Source organism: Streptomyces sp. NPDC006296 (assembly GCF_040613235.1).
Taxonomy (GTDB): domain Bacteria; phylum Actinomycetota; class Actinomycetes; order Streptomycetales; family Streptomycetaceae; genus Streptomyces.
The window spans coordinates 1-16,111 of sequence record NZ_JBEXRT010000051.1 but is presented as its reverse complement, the minus strand read 5'-3'; the positions used below and the strand labels follow the sequence as shown (position 1 = coordinate 16,111).

At 72.4% G+C, this 16,111-nt stretch carries 15 protein-coding genes; 6 read left to right on the top strand and 9 right to left on the bottom strand.

Annotated features, from left to right (window positions below; all coding sequences use genetic code 11):
* Positions 1-21: 21 nt before the first annotated feature.
* The 7 genes from ABZ172_RS26790 to ABZ172_RS26760 all read right to left on the bottom strand — a co-directional run bounded on the left by ABZ172_RS26790 (position 22) and on the right by ABZ172_RS26760 (position 7,093).
* Positions 22-882, bottom strand: a complete 861-nt coding sequence (locus ABZ172_RS26790) for an ABC transporter ATP-binding protein (RefSeq protein ID WP_356887323.1) — start codon at positions 880-882, stop codon at positions 22-24.
* Positions 879-1,760: an ABC transporter ATP-binding protein gene (locus tag ABZ172_RS26785; protein WP_356887321.1), complete on the bottom strand. Its 882-nt coding sequence runs from the start codon at positions 1,758-1,760 to the stop codon at positions 879-881. Before ABZ172_RS26785 ends, ABZ172_RS26790 begins: the two co-directional genes overlap by 4 nt.
* Positions 1,757-2,638, bottom strand: coding sequence for an ABC transporter permease (locus ABZ172_RS26780; RefSeq protein WP_356887373.1), 882 nt, complete (start codon positions 2,636-2,638; stop codon positions 1,757-1,759). The genes ABZ172_RS26785 and ABZ172_RS26780 overlap by 4 nt, the downstream gene beginning before the upstream one ends.
* A gap of 2 nt (positions 2,639-2,640) precedes the next feature.
* Positions 2,641-3,669: an ABC transporter permease gene (locus ABZ172_RS26775; RefSeq protein WP_356887319.1), complete on the bottom strand. Its 1,029-nt coding sequence runs from the start codon at positions 3,667-3,669 to the stop codon at positions 2,641-2,643.
* A 32-nt stretch (positions 3,670-3,701) separates the two neighbouring features.
* The gene (locus tag ABZ172_RS26770) at positions 3,702-5,270 is read right to left on the bottom strand and encodes an ABC transporter substrate-binding protein (protein ID WP_356887317.1); all 1,569 of its coding nucleotides are present in this window, start codon (positions 5,268-5,270) and stop codon (positions 3,702-3,704) included.
* 471 nt (positions 5,271-5,741) lie between these two features.
* Positions 5,742-6,608 (bottom strand): DsbA family protein, encoded by an 867-nt coding sequence (locus tag ABZ172_RS26765; RefSeq protein WP_356887371.1) that lies wholly within the window; start codon positions 6,606-6,608, stop codon positions 5,742-5,744.
* A gap of 50 nt (positions 6,609-6,658) precedes the next feature.
* Positions 6,659-7,093, bottom strand: a complete 435-nt coding sequence (locus ABZ172_RS26760) for an Rrf2 family transcriptional regulator (RefSeq protein ID WP_356887315.1) — start codon at positions 7,091-7,093, stop codon at positions 6,659-6,661.
* A 144-nt stretch (positions 7,094-7,237) separates the two neighbouring features.
* On the opposite strand from ABZ172_RS26760, the gene ABZ172_RS26755 reads away from it, so the two are divergent.
* The 4 genes from ABZ172_RS26755 to ABZ172_RS26740 all read left to right on the top strand — a co-directional run bounded on the left by ABZ172_RS26755 (position 7,238) and on the right by ABZ172_RS26740 (position 11,694).
* Entirely contained in the window at positions 7,238-7,759 is a 522-nt protein-coding gene (locus tag ABZ172_RS26755) for a cupin domain-containing protein (RefSeq protein WP_356887313.1), read from the top strand.
* 558 nt (positions 7,760-8,317) lie between these two features.
* Positions 8,318-9,286, top strand: a complete 969-nt coding sequence (locus ABZ172_RS26750) for a helix-turn-helix domain-containing protein (protein WP_356887311.1) — start codon at positions 8,318-8,320, stop codon at positions 9,284-9,286.
* Positions 9,287-9,685: 399 nt separating this feature from the next.
* On the top strand, positions 9,686-11,158 hold the full coding sequence (locus tag ABZ172_RS26745; protein ID WP_356887309.1) for an AlkA N-terminal domain-containing protein: 1,473 nt from the start codon (positions 9,686-9,688) through the stop codon (positions 11,156-11,158).
* Between the two features lie 17 nt (positions 11,159-11,175).
* Positions 11,176-11,694 carry a methylated-DNA--[protein]-cysteine S-methyltransferase gene (locus tag ABZ172_RS26740; protein WP_356887307.1) on the top strand — a complete coding sequence of 173 codons (519 nt, stop codon included), beginning with the start codon at positions 11,176-11,178 and terminating at the stop codon, positions 11,692-11,694.
* A 169-nt stretch (positions 11,695-11,863) separates the two neighbouring features.
* On the opposite strand, the gene ABZ172_RS26735 is transcribed toward ABZ172_RS26740, so the two are convergent.
* Positions 11,864-12,448 (bottom strand): TMEM165/GDT1 family protein, encoded by a 585-nt coding sequence (locus tag ABZ172_RS26735; RefSeq protein ID WP_356887305.1) that lies wholly within the window; start codon positions 12,446-12,448, stop codon positions 11,864-11,866.
* Positions 12,449-12,765: 317 nt separating this feature from the next.
* On the opposite strand from ABZ172_RS26735, the gene ABZ172_RS26730 reads away from it, so the two are divergent.
* Complete coding sequence (locus tag ABZ172_RS26730) at positions 12,766-13,179, top strand: (2Fe-2S) ferredoxin domain-containing protein (protein WP_356887303.1); 414 nt, start codon at positions 12,766-12,768, stop codon at positions 13,177-13,179.
* A 260-nt stretch (positions 13,180-13,439) separates the two neighbouring features.
* On the opposite strand, the gene ABZ172_RS26725 is transcribed toward ABZ172_RS26730, so the two are convergent.
* Entirely contained in the window at positions 13,440-13,826 is a 387-nt protein-coding gene (locus tag ABZ172_RS26725; RefSeq protein WP_356887301.1) for an NUDIX hydrolase, read from the bottom strand.
* Between the two features lie 582 nt (positions 13,827-14,408).
* On the opposite strand from ABZ172_RS26725, the gene ABZ172_RS26720 reads away from it, so the two are divergent.
* Positions 14,409-16,031 (top strand): prolyl oligopeptidase family serine peptidase, encoded by a 1,623-nt coding sequence (locus ABZ172_RS26720; RefSeq protein ID WP_356887299.1) that lies wholly within the window; start codon positions 14,409-14,411, stop codon positions 16,029-16,031.
* Positions 16,032-16,111: the final 80 nt, after the last annotated feature.

The window sequence follows — 16,111 nt, the reverse complement described above, 5'->3', positions numbered from 1 at the left end:
CGAAGGCCGTAAGCCCTGCTGTCAGTCGCTCAGCCGGGCGCGCAGGGCGTCGCGCTCGGACCGGGAGGCGGTCCGTGTGTGCAGCGTCGGGGCGGATCCGACGAGCAGGCGCGTGTACGCGTGCCTCGGCCGTCCGATGACGTCACGGGCCGCTCCCACCTCGACGAGCTCACCCCGGTGGAGCACGGCGACGCGGTCGGCGGTCCCGGCGATGGAGCCGAGGTCGTGGGAGATGAAGACGAGGGAGGTGCCGGAGGCGCGGAGTTCCTTCAGGATCTCCAGGACCTGGACGCGGTTGGCGGAGTCCAGGGCGCTGACCGGTTCGTCGAGGATGACCAGGGCCGGTTCGGTGACCAGGGCGCGGGCCACGGCGACCCGCTGGCGCTGGCCGCCGGAGAGCTCTCCGGGCAGCCGCCCGAGCAGGTCCGCGGACAGGTGGACCCGGTCGAGGAACGCGCGCGCCCGCTCGTCCGCCTCCGCGCGCGGTACACCCCGGACGAGCAGCGGCTCGGTCAGGGAGTCCGCGACGGTGAGGTCCGGGTCGAGGCTGCGCAGCGGGTCCTGGAAGACGTACTGGACGACGCCCCGTCGGCGCAGGGCGCGCCACCGGCGGTCGCCGAATCCGGTGACGTCCTCGCCGCCGACCCGGATCGAGCCCGCCGAGGCACGCACGAGGCCGAGCACCGCGCGCGCCAGCGTGGACTTGCCGGATCCGGTCTCGCCGATGACGCCGACGGTCTCCCCGGGCGCGACGCTCAGCGAGACCCCGCGCAGTGCGCTACGGCCCCGGCGCCCCCGGCCGTAACGGACCTCCAGGCCCTCGACTTCCAGGACGGGGGCCTGGCGGCCGCCGGTGCCCTGCTCCTGTGCGGTGCTGGTCATGACGCCTCCCGGTCGGTGAGGAACCGGTCCAGGCCGTAGCTCTCGTGCTCGGAGATGAGCAGCCGGGTGTACGCGTGCTGCGGGTCGTGGAGCACGGACCGTGTCGGGCCCTGCTCCACCACTTCGCCCTGGCGCAGGACGAGGACCTCGTCACAGAGCTGGGCGACGACCGCCAGGTCGTGGGAGACGACGACGAGCGCCAGGCCGGTGCGCTCGCGCAGATCGGCGAGCAGGTCGAGGATCTCCGCCTGGACCGTGACGTCGAGCGCGGTCGTGGCCTCGTCGGCGATGAGGGCCCGCGGCTCGACGGCGATCGCCGCCGCGATCAGGACGCGCTGGAGCATGCCGCCGGACAGCTCGTAGGTGTACTGCCCGTAGACCAGCTCCGGATCCCGGAGCTCCACCGCCGCGAGGAGTTCGAGGGCCTGCCGGCGCGCCTCGCGCCGTTTCACGCCCTTCTTGACCCGGATGACCTCGGCTATCTGGGCGCCGACGCGGATCGACGGGTTCAGGTAGGACGCCGGGTCCTGGAACACGGCTCCGACCGTGGTGCCGCGCAGGGCCGTCCACTGACGGGGCGTCAGCGTGGCGATGTCGGTGCCGTCGATCTCGACGGAGCCTCCGGAGACCTCGAAGTGCGGGGGCAGGATGCCGAGCACCGCTCGGCAGGTGAGGGTCTTGCCGCTGCCGGACTCGCCGACGATGCCGACCGTCCTGCCCGGCGTGAGCTCGAAGCCGACGCCGTGGACGATCTCCCGGCCCGTGACCCGGTCGGTGAGGTGCAGGTCCCGGACGGCGACCACCGGCGGGGCGGGCGGTCCGGCGGCCGGGTGCTCCGCGCGGTGTTCGGGGACGGTGCTCCGGTACAGGGTCCTCATCGGGAACCTCCCACGGGGACGGGGGTGGAGGTGCGGGTGCGTACGGCTCGCCGGCCGGCCAGGGCGCGGCCCGCTTCGCCGGAGACGTCGCGGATGGCGTCGGCGAGCAGGTTGCACGCCCAGACCGTCACCATGATCAGCAGGGCGGGTGCCACCGGGGCCCAGGGCTGATGGCTGAGATAGCCCAGGTCGGAGGCGAGCAGACCGCCCCACGTGGGTGCCGGCGGCTGGACGCCGATGCCGAGGAAGGTCAGGCTCGACACGATGACGAAGCCCGTGCCGATGGTCTGGGCGAGCGCCACCGCGATCGGCGGGAGCACCTTGACCCAGACGTGGCGGCGCACGATCCAGCCGACGGAGGCGCCGGAGATGACGGCGGCCTCCACGTACGGGGAGCGGGCCACGGCCAGGGTGGCGGCACGGGACACCCGGTAGAAGAGCGGGGAGACCAGGGCGCCCGTGACGAGCATGGCCTGGGTGATGCCGTTGCCGAGCAGCGCGATCACGGCGATGGCGAACAGCAGGAACGGCAGGGCGACCAGGGTGTCGGCCAGACGGAGGGTCAGCCACTCGAAGGCCCGCCCCGAATAGACCGACAGGATGCCCGGGACCGCGCCGACGACCAGGGCCGTCAGCGCGACCTCCAGCGATCCGAGCACGCTGATCCGTGAGCCGTCCAGGAGGCGGCTGAACACGTCACGGCCCAGGTGGTCCGTCCCCAGCCAGTGGGCGCCCGAGGCCGAGGCCAGGGTGTTGTCGCTGGTCGCCAGGGGGTCCTGCGGCGCGAGCCAGGGGCCGCAGACGGCCAGCAGGGCGATCAGCACGAGGATCGCCACGGCGATCCGGCCGGATGTGAGTGCGAGGACGCGGCGCACCATCGTCATACCCCCCTCTGTGACGCCGGCATCACACGCGCCAGCACCAGGTTGATGATCAGGTTGAAGGAGACGACCAGCACGATCGAGACCACGAGGACGCCCTGCACGGCGGGCACGTCACCGGCCTGGGCCGAGTCGTTGGCGAACCGGCCGAAGCCCTGGAGTCCGAAGATCCACTCCGTGATCACGGAGGCGCCGACCAGGGCGGGGAACTTCTGGCCGACCGTGACGAGGGCGGGCCCGAGGCCGTTGCGCAGGACGTGCCCGAAGAAGATCCGCCGAGGGCTCAGGCCCCGGACCACCGCCCCCGTCACGTAGTTCTCGCCGTAGGCCGCGACGAGGCTGGAGCGCAGCTGACGGGCGACGTCGGCGACGACGTCGAAGCTGAGCGCGAGCGCGGGGAGGGTGATGTGGGCGAGCCACGGACCGACCCCCTGCTCGGCCGGCACGTACCCGGCCGAGGGGAACAGGCCGAATCCCACCGCGAGGACCGCCACCAGCACGATGCCGACGACGAAGGCCGGCATCACCGAGATCACGGTGACGAATCCGGTGATCGCCCGGTCGACGAGGGTGGTGCGCCGGAGCGCGGCCACCGTGCCGAGGACGAATCCGGCGACCACGCCGATCAGCAGCGCGAAGGTCGCGACCGAGAGGCTCACCCCCAGACCGAGGCCGATCAGGGTGGAGATGTCGGCCCCGTTGACCCAGCTGGTGCCGAGCTGTCCGTGCAGGACATCGGTGAACCAGTTCGCGTACTGGGTCAGGAAGGGCTGGTCCAGCCCCCATTCGGCCTCGACGCGCCCGATCGCCTCGGGAGTCGCCTCCTCGCCCAGCTGGATCCGCGCCGGGCTGAGCCCGCTCAGGGACCGCAGGGCGAACGTCACGAAGGTCGCCACCAGGAACACCGGTACGAAGATCGCCACCGACCGTCCCAGGGTGGCTGCCGCCCGCCCCGCCGCGTGCCGGGCCGTGGCCTCGGTGAGCCCGCGGCGGCGCTCGGGACCGGCCTCCGGTGTGGTGGTCGTCATGGGGCTCCCCCCTCTCTGGAGTGGATGGATGATCAGGAGCCGCCGGCGATCCTCACGCCGGTCCAGTCGATGTGGGCGGGGTTCTTCGGCAGGTCGGACAGGCCCTCGCTCTTGGCGAAGAGGTTGGGCGAGGAGAAGGTGAAGATCAGCGCCCTGCTCTCCAGGCCCGCACGCGTGGCCGCCCGGAGGACCTGCGGGTACGCGGGCGCGTCCAGGGGCGTCCGGCGGACCTCGGCGACGGCCTCCTTGAAGCCGTCGGGCTCGTAGGGAGTGCTGAGGTTCAAGGGGCCGTCGGGGCCGAAGTGGGCGGTCAGGGTCTGCACCGCGGAGTCGCGCCCCGTCGTCGCGTACAGGGAGAAGGTCAGGTCCTTGGCGAAGAAGGGGGTGGCCCAGTTCTTGTCGATCTTGATGGTGACCTTGACGCCCACGGCGGCCAGCTGGGACTGGACGATCTCGGCCTGCGGGTCCTCGGCGGGGATGACCAGGTCCAGCTTGATGTCGCCCGGCTCGTGACCCGCCGCGGCGAGGAGCTTCCTCGACCTCGCCGGGTCGTAGGGGTAGGCGTTCTCCGAATCGGGGTCGTAGGCGACGTATCCCGGGGGGAACGGCTGGTCGGTCGGCTCCCCGTGACCGAACGTCAGCTTGTCGACGAACTCCTGGCGGTCGATCGCGTGGCGGAACGCGTCGACGACCCTGCCGTCGTCGAAGGGCGCCTTGTTGACGTTCAGGCTGATGTTGGAGGCGTTGAAGCCGGGCAGCGAGAACACGTCCAGCCCCGCCTTCTCGGCGGCGTCGGCCTGGCTCGGGTCGAGATCGGCGAAGTTGTAGACGCCGGTCCGGAGGCCCGAGACGACGGTGGAGGCGTCGGGGGCGGACACCAGCTCGACGCGGTCGATGTGGATGTTCTTCGCGTCCCAGTAGTCGGGGTTCTTCCGCAGGACCGCCTTGGTGCCCGGGACCAGCTGGTCGACGACGAACGGCCCGGCACCCACGGGGGTCCGGTCCAGCTTCGCCGGGTCCGCCGCCGCCTCCGGACTGGCGATCTGCAGGACGCGCTCGCCGAGCAACTGCGGTATCTGGTGGTCGACCTGGGTGAGATCGAGGGTGGCATCCAGTCCGTCGGCCGTCACGGACCCGATCGACGTCAGGTCACCGAAGAGCGCGGAGTTCTTCTGCTTCTGCGCACGCTCGACGGCGGCCTTCACGGCCGCGCCGTCGACCGGTTCGCCGTCGCTGAACTTCAGCCCGGGACGTACGTGGAAGGTGATCCGGTCGCCCTTCTCGTTGTACTCCCAGCTCTCGGCGAGGTCCGGGACGGCCTTGCCCTCCTCGTCGGTGCGTGTCAACGAGGCGTAGACGAGCGCGAGTTCGCGGAACTGTGCGCCGCTGCCCGACACCACCGGATCCCAGTGGCCCGGGAAGTAGGAGGAGGCCCACTTCAGGGTGGCGCCGCCGGCCGCCGACGAGGCGCCGCCGCATGCGCTCAGAGCCGGGACGAGCAGGGCGGCCAGGACGGTTCCGAGGGCGGCGGCCCGCAGGCCGCCCGGCCGTCGGTCCGACCGGACGTCCGGTCGGTGTCGGAACGTGAGTCGTGCGGGCATCGTGTTCTCTCTGGTGGGCCCCGGCCCCGGAAAAGGGCAGGAGGGAGCGGGGGAGCGAGGAGGGGCGGCGCGCAGGCTCGCGCCCGACCGTCGCCGCGGGCACGGCGTGCGTCGTCGGTACGGGGGCGTGCGGCCGCGCGGCAGCGGTCCCGGGCGGAGTGCCGTGACACGCACGGCGCCGTACGGGATGCGGCGGGAAAAGAGCGACGGAGGGCGGAGCGCCGACGTGAGGACAGGCGGCGGTCGGCCGGCCTGCGGCCGGTGCCGCCGACCGAGGTCAGCGGGCGCCTGTGGAACGGGAGCGGCGGTCGGTCAGCGACAGAGTGCGCTGGAAGTGCGCCGCAGGTCCACGTAGCGGCACACCACACCGGGGTGCGTCGAGAGCATGTCCATATCCTCGGGGCAGCCGTCCGCGCCTGTCAATGGACACCTATAGGTGTCTCATTGGGCGGGACGGTGCTCAACCGCAGCTCAGGGCGACGGGGGAGGCCCGGAACGCAGGGCCGGATGAACCGACGCCTCGTCAGGGTGCAGCCACAGCGGGCCGTTCGCCGTCTCCAGCCGGACCGCGCCCGGAGGGGGCCACACCCCGTCCGCCAGCAGATGACGCTCCGGCTCGGTCAGGCTCCCCTGGCGCTCCAGCGCCTCGGACGGGGAGAGCGGCGCCGCGGGGTCCAGGAGTCCGGGGCACAGCTCCTGGACGGCCGCCGCGCAGACCGCGTACGTCCGCCAGCCGGGGACCGTCCGACGGGCCGACGCGGTACGCAGCACCAGCGTCGGCAGGGCGTAGCGGAATCCGCCGTCCGGGGTCTCCCTGGCCGTACCCGGGTGCGGCGACCCGCTCTGCTCCGACAGGACCTCGGGGACCGGGCGCCGGGCCTCGGCCCGGTCGGACCGCACCCTCTCCCGCACACCGGCCGAGGCCGCGTCCGCCCTCAGCCGCACCGGGTCGAGCCCCGGCACGCCGTGCGCGGCGGCCATCGCGCCCTCCGTGGTGTCCGCCGGTTCGCCCTGCACGAAGACGGTCTCCCGCAGCCGCCGCAGCACCCGTTCGGCCACGTCCTGCCCCTGGAGCTCGGCCGCCACGGCGACCAGCGAGGACGGCCAGGAGCTGACCGCGACCCGGCTCAGCCGGGCCGCCCGGGGTGCACGGGTGTGCCCGGCGATCCTCTCGACGTAGCCCGCGTAGTGCGCGGTCTCGGCCGCGGGGTCGGGTGCCGGGTCGTCCTCCTCGTCGTCGAAGAGGACCGCGTACGCGCGCCGCCAGCGGGCCCGGCCCTCCAGCGCGGTCCGCAGCCTGCGGAAGGCGGGCTCCGAGCCCCAGGACCACGGGCACATCGGGTCGGTGTACTCCACCACCTCCAGCGGCAGGGCTTCCGGGACGCCGGTCACACGGCACCGATCGCGGACGGCTCCTCAGACGCACCGGCGGGCAGCAGCGCGGCCAGCGTGAGCGCGCCGAGCACCGCGGCGGCCTCCGACTCGACCTGCCGCCACACCCCGGGCAGACCGGCCGCCGGGCCCGGGTAGCCGAGCCCGGTCAGTGACTCGCCGCGCAGCGTGAGCAGTTCGCCGTCGACGGCGCGCACGACGTCCAGCAGGGCGATCTCTTCGGCCGGTCTGCCCAGCCAGTACCCGCCCTCGCAGCCGCGCCGACTGCGCACCAGGCCGGCCCTGCGGAGCTCGCCCACCACGGATTTCAGGAATCTGAAGGGGATCTCCTGCGCGGAGGCGATGGCTTCGCAGGAGAGCGGACGGCCGGGATCACTCGCGAGCTCCAGCAGGGCGCGCGTGGCGTAGTCCGCCTTCGCGGAGATATGCATGCCCCCATCATGCCCGTGCGCAGGGCCGCGGGCGAAGCCCTTCCGCCGCACTGCCCACCCCCTGCGTTGCGGGAACGTTGCCGCAGGTGAAGCGGAAAGGACACCTCTTGACATCCTTTTTGCCGCCGCCCTAGCGTCCCTGCCATGAGCGAGCCGTTGACCACCCCGGGAGAGGGCTTCCACCCCCATCTCCACGAGAAGCCGGGCCGCGCCGCGGCCCCCCTGCGCACCCGTCTGCACCACATCCGCGCGGACGCGCTGGACGGGGACACGGCGCAGACCGGCGGTATGCGCCGGTTCAGCGCCGTGAGCGGGAAGACCGTCGGTTCCGAGAAGCTGTGGATGGGCCAGACCCACGTGGCACCCGCCACCGCGTCCTCCGACCACCACCACGGCGAGTCCGAGACCGCCATCCACGTGGTGAGCGGGCACCCCGAGTTCGTCTTCGTCGACGACTCCGGGGACGCACCCGAGGAGGTGCGGCTGCGCACCTCACCGGGCGACTACATCTTCGTCCCGCCGTTCGTCCCGCACCGTGAGGAGAACCCCGACCCCACCGAGGAGGCGGTGGTCGTCATCGCGCGCAGCACCCAGGAGGCGATCGTGGTCAACCTGCCGCGGCTGTACGCCCTGGAGCCCGGCGCGGCGACCGGCCGGCCGGGGTGAGCCCCGCCCTCCCTCCGTTCCCCGGTGACGGAGGGAGGACGGGGCCCGTACGCGTGCGAACGCCCCGCCGGGCCGGTCCACACGCGTGCTCGTCGCCCGGTGCCGCCCGTGACGTCGGGCGGAGACGAGGGCGCCCCCCACCGCGGCGCCGGACGCGTCTGCGTGCCGGAGCCACCGGGTGCCCGGTGCGGCGCGGCGCAACGGAGCGGCCCGGTGCGGACCGGGCAGTCGGCCTCCGGTCGGCCGCGGTCCCCTGTCGGGCGCGGCCGGACAGGGGAGCCGACGGATCCCCCTGCTTCCGGCCCCGCTCCTGAACCCTAGGGTCACCACGGGCGCCCGACTTGGCCATGCGTGCACGGGACGTGGCCAGGTGTGCACGGCTTGCCGTCCGTCCGCGTGCCGGGCGGGAGGGGGCGCGCCCGCCCGGCGTGCATTGCGCGCGGAGCCCGCCCCCGGGCAGACTGACGGCCGGAACCGTGCGTGTCGAGGGGGGCTTGTGGCGGGACGGGCTGCCGAGGGGGCGCCGGGCCGTGAGCGTGCCGGACGGAGGTCCGCCTCATGAGTCCGGTCCTGGACACCGCGTTCGTGGCGCCGGGAGACCGGGAGGAAGTGGTCCGGCACGCGGTGTGGGAATCCCTGGTCGCCGTCGACATCGACCACCGGCCCGCGGCCGAGGACATCTCCGTCCGCATCGGGCTCGGTGCCGTCGGGCCGCTCAGGTTCTGCGCCGCGCGGGCCTCCTCGGTGACCGTCCGCCGGACCGCCCGGCTGGCCCGGGTGGACGAGGAGCCGACCGTCTTCCTCGGCCTCCAGGTCTCGGGCAGCAGCATGGTGGTGCAGAACGGCCGCGAATGCGTGCTGAGACCGGGAGAGCTGGCCGTCTACGAATCGATCTCCCCGTACACCCTGCTCTTCGACGAGGGCGTCGACCACCACTTCCTGCGGTTCCCCCGGGCGGCACTCGCGCTCCCCGACCGGCTGCTGCGGGACACCGGCGCGGTCACCCTGGGCTCCGGCAACCCCCTCGCGAGCCTGGCCTTCACGTACTTCTCCCAACTGGCCGTGAACGAGGACCTGCACGGGGGAACGCACGGCGACCACGTCGTGGAGCCCAGCATCGAGCTCCTCCGTGCGGTGCTGACGACCCAGCACGGCAACTCCGGGCTGACCGCTGCTCCGTTGCACGCGACGCTCGCCCTGCGGATCACGCAGTACCTGCGCGAGCACCTGTCCGACCCCGACCTGTCGGCGGCGCGGATCGCCGCCGCACACGACATCTCCGTGCGGCACCTCTACACCGTGCTGTCCCGTTCGGGAATCAGCCTCGGCGACTGGATCCGCACGCGCCGCCTGGCCGCGTGCAGGCGTGAACTGGCCGGTCCGGCCGGGCGGCAGCGGACCATCGCGGCGATAGGCCGGAGCTGGGGCTTCACGGACGCGACCCACTTCAGTAAGGCGTTCACACGCGCCTACGGCCTCTCCCCCCGGGACTGGCGCGCGCTCCACCACCCCGGCCCCTCCGGCTGACGCCCGGCCGGTGGCGGACGGGGAAAGGCGGTCTCGGGCCGGGGCGCGAGCAGGTCCTCGCCGAAGACGCCGATGGGAGACCGTCTCGGACGATGTCGAGGAGCACTGCCGGAACTCCGCACCCGGCGACGGCGCTGCCACCGACCCCGTGGGGCGCTCGGGCCCGTCGCACGGTCGGGGCGCGCGGCTGCGCGGTCACCACGCGGCAGTATCTCGGACCACGACGATCCCCGTGGCCCTGGGCCAAGGACGCTGCCAGCGGGTGCTCTCCCTGCGGGGCGGTGCGCTCCTGCGCGCGTCCGTCCCGCAGGGGCCGGTCGCACGGGTGTCGGAATCCCGCCCGAGGCCCATGTCGGATTTCCGCCAGCTCTCCGGTCCCCGGTGCCCGATGCTTGGAGCATGCACCACGACACCGAGCGCTGCGTGCGGGCCGTCCGTTCGAAGGACGCCCGCTTCGACGGCTGGTTCTTCACCGCGGTCCTGACCACAGGGATCTACTGCCGTCCCAGCTGCCCGGTCATGGCACCGAAGGCACGGAACATGACCTTCTACCCCAGTGCCGCCGCCTGCCAGCAGGCGGGATTCCGCGCCTGCAAGCGGTGCCGGCCCGACACCAGCCCGGGCTCACCGGAGTGGAACGCGCGCGCCGACTCCGTCGCCCGGGCCGTGCGACTGATCCAGGACGGTGTCGTCGACCGCGAGGGGGTGCCGGGGCTGGCCGCCCGGCTCGGCTACTCCGCCCGGCAGGTCGAGCGCCAGCTCCTCGCCGAGCTCGGCGCGGGGCCGCTCGCGCTCGCCAGGTCCCAGCGCGCCCAGACCGCCCGGGTCCTCATCGAGACCACGGGGCTGCCGCTGGCCGAGGTCGCCTTCGCCGCCGGGTTCTCCTCGATCCGCACGTTCAACGAGACCGTGCGGGAGGTCTTCGCCCTCGCCCCGGGCGAGCTGCGCACCCGTGCGGCACGCGGACGCCGGACCGCGGTGACCCCCGGGGTCATCGTCCTGCGGCTGCCGCACCGTGCCCCGCTCACCCCCGGAAACCTCTTCGGGCACCTCGCCGCGACCGCGGTCCCCGGCGTGGAGGAGTGGCGTGACGGCGCCTACCGCCGCACCCTCGCCCTGCCGCACGGTCACGGCATCGTCGCCCTCACCCCGCGGTCCGGCCACATCGAGTGCCGGCTGTCCCTGACCGACCCACGCGACCTCACCCAGGCCATCAGCCGCTGCCGCAGACTGCTCGACCTGGACGCCGACCCGGTCGCCGTGGACGACCAGCTGCGAGCGGACCCGCTGCTCGCCCCGCTGGTCGACGCCTCCCCGGGGCGCCGGGTGCCCCGCACGGTCGACCCGGAGGAGTTCGCCGTGCGGGCGGTGCTCGGGCAGCAGGTCTCCACGGCCGCCGCCCGCACCCACGCGGCCCGGCTGGTCCGGGCCCACGGAATCCCCGTCGAGGACCCCGAAGGCGGCCTGACCCACCTCTTCCCGCCGCCCTCGGCCCTGGCCGGACTCGATCCGGAGACCCTCGCCCTCCCACGCAGCCGGCGCACCACACTCACCACGCTGGTGGCCGCGCTCGCGGACGGCTCCCTGCGGCTGGGGGAGGGCACCGACTGGGACAGGGCCCGCGCGGAGCTGTCCGCACTGCCCGGCTTCGGCCCCTGGACCGTCGAGTCCATCGCCATGCGCGGCCTCGGTGACCCGGACGCCTTCCTCCCCACCGACCTCGGGATCCGCAAGGCGGCCGGACGGCTCGGCCTCCCGGCGACCCCCGCGGCCCTCACCGCACGTGCCGCACGATGGCGCCCCTGGCGGGCGTACGCCGTGCAGTACCTGTGGACCGTCGACGACCACCCCATCAACCATCTGCCCGCCTGAGGGCGTGAGGACGGACCATGACCACCACATCCACGACGCACCGGCAGCACACGGTCGTCGACAGCCCGTACGGCGCGCTCACCCTGGTCGCGACCGACGGCGTGCTGTCCGGTCTGTACATGACGGGGCAGCGGCACCGGCCGCCCGAGGAGACCTTCGGCGCACCCGATCCGCGGCCCTTCACCGAGACGGTCCGGCAGCTGAACGCCTACTTCGCGGGGGAGCGGACGGAGTTCGACCTGCCGCTCGACCTGGCCGGCACCCCGTTCCAGCGGAGCGTCTGGGCCGAACTCGTGCGGATTCCGTACGGTGAGACCCGCTCCTACGGCGAACTCGCCGAGAACCTCGGCAAACCGGGCGCCTCCCGGGCGGTCGGTCTCGCCAACGGCAGGAACCCCATCGGGATCATCGTTCCCTGCCACCGCGTCATCGGGGCCTCGGGGAGCCTCACGGGATACGGCGGCGGGCTCGACCGCAAGCAGCGGCTGCTCGCCTTCGAACGGGGCGAGGAGGGCGAGGTGCCGGCCCTCTTCTGAGGACGGCGGTCGGGCCGGGCAGCTCCGCCCGCCCCGGCGCCCCGCACACACGCACCGGCCCGGCCGCGGCCGCATCTCGACCCGGTGCGGCGCCGGCCCCTCGACCCGCGGCGAGCTGGGGCCGGGGAGTTCACCGGGCCGGGGCCCCGCAGGGCCCCGGCCCGCACGGTCAGCTGGTGAAGATCTCGACGACCGACCAGATCGCCAGACCGAGCATGCACAGCCCGCCGATGCGCTGCACGGTCCGCAGCGGCACCCGCTTGGCGATGAACCGGCCCGCGAGCAGCGCCAGTGCGGACACCGACATCAGGGCGATCGCCGATCCGATGGCCGTGGACCACGCACCGTTGCTCGCGGCCAGGTTCGCGGTGGTGATCTGGGTCAGGTCGCCCCACTCGCTGATGAACACCGCCATGAAGGCGGTCGAGTACACCGGCCAGAACCCGGTGACCGTCTTGATCTCCTCGTCCTCCTCCTCGTCACCCCCACCACTGCGGAGCAGCATGAACGCGCCGAACGCGAAGAGGGCGGCCGAGACGAGCTTGACGATCCAGTCGGGCAGCAGGCTGATCAGACCACCCGCCCCGACCGCGATGGCGACGTGCACGATGAACGCCGACGAGGTGCCGAACCACACGTAGAGCGGCCGCATGCGGGTGCCCATGGCCAGCGAGGCGAACATCGTCTTGTCGGGGAGCTCCGCGAGGAAGATCAGTCCGAAGGCGGTGAGGATCGCCAGGAGGTCGAGATGCATTCCGGGTGGCTTTCTGTACGAGCCGGGCCCCGGGGCCTTCCGCGAAGTGCCACTCGGGCTTTTCGGAGGACCACTCGGCCCGGCATGACGGCAGCGCCCGCAGGGCGCGGGCGTGTCATACCTGACCGAAGGTCTCGCCCGCCCGTGATGATCCACGAGCCCGGCCACCGGGAACCCGGGGGCTCCAGTGTGTCGACGACCGGTTTGCGGGGCTACTCCCCTTCGCAGCCGTCAACGATACCCCATCGGACCTGCGGACGAGCGGCTCGGTACAGTCCTGGGGTGACCAGCCACGCCGTCCCCGGGAGTGCACCCGTATGAGCCGCCGCCCCCGCAAGGCAGCCGGAACGGGGCCGTCCCGGCCCACCGTGAGCGTCTGCCGGGGCTGCTGCTGCGGCACCCCGAAGATCCCCGGCGTGGACCACGCCGGGCAGCTCGCGCAGCTGCGCGGCTCCCTCGACGGGGCCGCCACGGTGCGGGCCGTGGAGTGCCTGGACGCCTGCGAGCACGGCAACGTCATCGTCGTGCAGCCCTCGGCCGAGGGCCGTCGCGCCGGTGGCCGGCCCGTCTGGCTCGGGCTGGTCAACGACCCGCAGGCCGTCGCCGACATCGCCACCTGGGCGGGGGAGGGCGGGCCCGGGCTCGCGGACCCGCCGGAGATCCTGGACCTGTACGCCTTCAGCCCGTCCCGCCGTATCCGGGCCGGGCTGGAGGGCGAGGGCTCCGCGTGACCCGAGCCTCCGGCTGAGCCGCCGGACCGGCCGACGCGGACACCGCCGCCCGCCGGACCGGCCGACGCGGCCACCGCCGCCCGCCGGCCCCGTGACCACCCGCACGCGCCGGCCCCGGCGCATACCGGCCCCGGCCGGGTCACCGGCTGCCGGAGGCACCCGCGGCGTCTGCCCCGCCACCATCCGCGGCAGGCTCGTCCCCGGCGATCACCCGCGGACCGCTCCCGGACCGGCCGGGCCGACGGGCGGCAGGGCCGGAGTCAGTGCTCCTGGTCCGGGACCCGTACGCCGTCCTCCAGCTCGGCCGTGCCCGCGCCGGAGTCCAGCACCTCCAGTGCCGCGCCGATGCGCAGCCGGAGCCTGCCGAGCAGGTGGCCGTCGAGGTCGGCGCGGTCCACCAGCCGCCAGGAGAGGAGTTCGTCCTCCTGGATCCGGATCGCGTCGAACTGCTCCGGCGCCAGCACCCCGCCGTCGTAGACGTAGGCCACGATCGGCGGCCGTGCCTCGCCGCGCGTCCAGTCCACCGCGAGGAGCCGTCCCGGCGGCAGGTCGAGTCCGATCTCCTCCGCCGTCTCGCGGCGGGCGCCCTGCCGGGGGCTCTCGCCGTCGTCCGACTCGATGGTGCCGCCCTTATCAATAGTTCGCATGTCTCAGAATCCCAGCTGTCTCACAGGACGCGCTGCACGACGCGACTCAATGAAAGTGTGGATGAGCGCCGTGTGTCTCAACGGGGCTCAAGGATCCCCGTGATCGACACGACGGTGGCCCTGCGAGCCGTCGCAAACGTCTCCCTGGTCCCACCGGCATCGTGAATGTTAGAATGCTCCCCGGCTCTTGCTCGGCTGACGTCATCGCTGAACGAGGGCTGATGGGGAAGTCATCCGATCCCCGTCACAACACGTGCTGCAGGCTCCAGGTCTCCGACCTGGAGCCTTTTTTTGTCCCCAAGTTCTGGGGACCTCGCCTGCGTTGCGGTATCGCAGGCTGCGAAGCCCTTACGGAGATTGCGAAGATCATGGATACCGAAGGATTCCCCCGCCAGTTCGCCCGGACACGCCGCTTCTCGCTCGGAGTTCCACGCGAGTTCACCGTCTCCCCTGACGGTGACCGTGTGTTGTTTCTCCGCTCCGAATCTGGTGTCGTTCCGCGCGTCCAGCTGTGGATGTACGAGAGCGGTGAGGAGCGGATCCTCGCCGATCCAGCAGCAGCCGGGGGGTGAGGAGAAGGCCATGGAAGCAGAGCGCATCCGTCCCGAACCGACCCGCGTGAGCTCGGCCGGAGTGCAGGCCTACGCGACCGACCGTCATGTTCGGGTGGTGGCATACACCGTCGACGGCTCGCTCTGGACCGTGCGTACGGACGGCAGCCTGCCACGTCGCATCCAGACCGTCGGCCCGGTGAGAGATCCCCGCCCCTCCCCGGACGGCACCCTGATCGCCTACGTCACTGGAGGCGCCCTTCGCGTGGTCGGTACGGACGGGGCAGGAGACCGGCCGCTCGCCGAGCCCGAGACCGCGGAGACCACCTACGGACTGGCCGATTACAGTGCTGTCGCCTCCATCGGCAGGTCACGCGGCTACTGGTGGTCTCCGGGCAGCGATGCGCTGCTCGTTGCCCGAGTGGATACCTCCGTGGTGGAGCGCCGCTATCTCAGCGATCCGTCGGATCCTGGCCAATCGCCCCGGTCGATTCGCTATCCAGCGGCAGGTACGGCCAACGCGATCACTTCGTTGCACCTGGTGACGGTCGCTGGCCGGCACACGCCGGTTCGATTGCCGCGTCAGGCTCCTGCGAAGGACGCTCCGGCCAACAGTTGGGGCCTCGCGTTCGAGTACGTCGTCAGTGCTGACTGGCAGAGTAGTGGCCCGGTGATCAGTCTTCAGACTCGCGACCAGCGCACGATGTGGGTTCTGCGGGTCAACCCCGTGAACGGTTCCGTCGAGCAACTGTCCCAGCAGACCGATCAGGGCTGGGTCGAGTTTCCGCCGGGTGCTCCGCTGCACACCGCATCGGGAGTGCTGGTGCTGCCTCAGGTCCGCGGTGATGAGCGCACGATCCGGATAGGCGGTGTCTTCGCTCCAGCCGGGCTCCAGGTGCGCGCCGTCCTGGGGTCGGTGGGTGAAAAGGTGTTATTCGCCGCGAGCGAAGAGCCGACAGAAGTGCATGTCTGGTCGTATGAGGCTGGGTATGGCTTTGAGCGGCTGACGCAGACTCCGGGGGTGCACACAGCCACCGCCGGAGGCGACACACTCGTGCTGGACAGCAGAACTCTGGACGGGCACACGGTGACGGTGCTGCGGGACGGAAAGCAGGTCGGCTGTATCGCGGTCCTGGTGGAACAGCCGCTGGTCACGCCCCGGCCAGTCCACCTGACGTTGGGGAAGCGGCAGTTGCGCAGTCGACTGCATCTTCCCTCCTGGTACGAGCCGGGTGTGGCCAAGCTCCCGGTTCTGCTCAGCCCGTACGCCGGGCCCGGCATGCAAGTCGTGACAAAGGCCCACGGTTGGTACACGGCGGTGTGCCAGTGGTATGCCGAGCAAGGGTTTGCCGTGCTGGCGACGGACGGGCGCGGTACCCCCGGGCGCGGGGTGCGGTGGCAGCGAGCCATTCTTGGTGATCGGCTCGCACCTGTTCTGGACGACCAGATCGACGGGCTGCACGCTGCGGCTCAACGGTGCGACGCCATGGACTTGGAACGAGTGGGCATCCGGGGCTGGTCGTTCAGTGGCTATCTTGCTGCCGGCGCCGTGCTGCTTCGTCCTGATGTGTTCCACGCCGCGGTCGCGGGCGCGGCGCCGACTGACCGGCGCCTATACGACACGTATTGGGAAGAGCGTTTCCTAGTGTCCTGAGTCGTTAATTCGTGTGCAGTATGCGGCGAGGGTGTCGAGGATGTCGTCGGCGGTCTTGGTCCAGATGAACGGCTTGGGGT